We start from the raw sequence: 1,282 nt of genomic DNA, 5'->3' as shown, positions 1-1,282 counted from the left end.
CCCCCCCCCGAATTTCCCTCGCCGTGATGTAGAGTCTGCCCAATCTGAAGGAGCAGACGAGATGAGGAAGAGCCGTTTTACCGATGAAGAGGGGACCGTGGCCCCAGTGGGGCCGCGTAAACCCCGATGAACAGATTATCGGGATGATCAAGGAACAGGAGGCTGGTTTGCCCACGTCCGAGCTTTGTCGGAAGCATGGGCTGAGCCCCGCGGCATTCTACAAGCTGAAGGCGAAGTATGGCGGCATGGACCTGTCCGACGCCAAGCGGCTGAAGCAGCTTGAGGACGAGAATGCGAAGCTCAAGCGCCTGCTGGCGGATGCGATGCTTGACAACGTGGTGCTGAAGGATCTGCTGGCAAAGCCCTGACGACGCTGGTGCAACGGCGGGACGCGGCACTGCGGGCGCTGAGGGATCATCCGATCTCTCAGCGTCGCGCCTGCGTTCCGATCGGTGTCGATCCGAAGACGGTGCGGCGCAAGCGGCCGCCCGATAACCCGGAGATCCGTGAGGAGATGCACAAGATCGCCGAGCAGCGCCGCCGCTTCGGCTATCGGCGCGTGGGCATCATGCTGGAGCGCAAGGGCATGGTCATGAACGAGATCGGAGCCCGTAAAGCAAACGATCCGGGGGATCGTTTGCAGGGCGAAGGGCTCTACCGGATTTACCGGGAGGAAGGTCTGTCGGTGCGGCGCAGGCGCGGTCGCAAGCGGGCGCGCGGCAGTCGGACCCCCATGCCAGTGCCGTTGCTGCCGAACCAGCGGTGGTCGCCGGACTTCCTGGCCGACACGTTCGGGGCCTGCCGCAGGTTCCGCATTCTGGCCGTGAACGACGATTGCTGCCGCGAAAACCTCGCCTTGATCGCCGACACCAGCATCTCGGGGCCAGGGTGGCGCGGGAACTGGATGCGCTGGTCAGGATCTGCGGCAAGCCGGCCTGTGTCGTCAGTGATCGACGAGGATCAGAAAACGATCCGGGGGATCGTTTTCCCGAGGAGGGGCACCGAGTTCACCAGCAAGGCGATCCTGAAGTGGGCCAAGGAGAACGGCGTCGAATGGCATTACATCGATCCGGGCCAATCGTCGGGAAAACAGTCCCCCGGACTGTTTTCCAATCCTCCTCATACCCAGCAAAATGGCGGCATCGAGCCATTCAATGGCAGCCTGCGCGACGAATGCCTCAACGAGGCGATCTTCGAAAGCCTGGTCGATGCCCGCCGAAAGCTGGCCCTCTGGCGCTACGACGACAACCACGTCAGGCCGCATTCCTCGCTCGGCAACCAG

General features: G+C 62.9%; 1 pseudogene. It reads left to right on the top strand.

Annotated elements, in window-relative coordinates:
- Positions 1 to 83: 83 nt before the first annotated feature.
- Positions 84 to 1,282, top strand: a pseudogene (locus E3D03_RS20785) (IS3 family transposase); the annotation flags it as partial.

The sequence above is a fragment of the Paracoccus sp. DMF genome (assembly GCF_004407025.1).
GTDB lineage: Bacteria > Pseudomonadota > Alphaproteobacteria > Rhodobacterales > Rhodobacteraceae > Paracoccus > Paracoccus aminovorans_B.
This window is presented reverse-complemented; position numbering and strand designations above follow the sequence as displayed.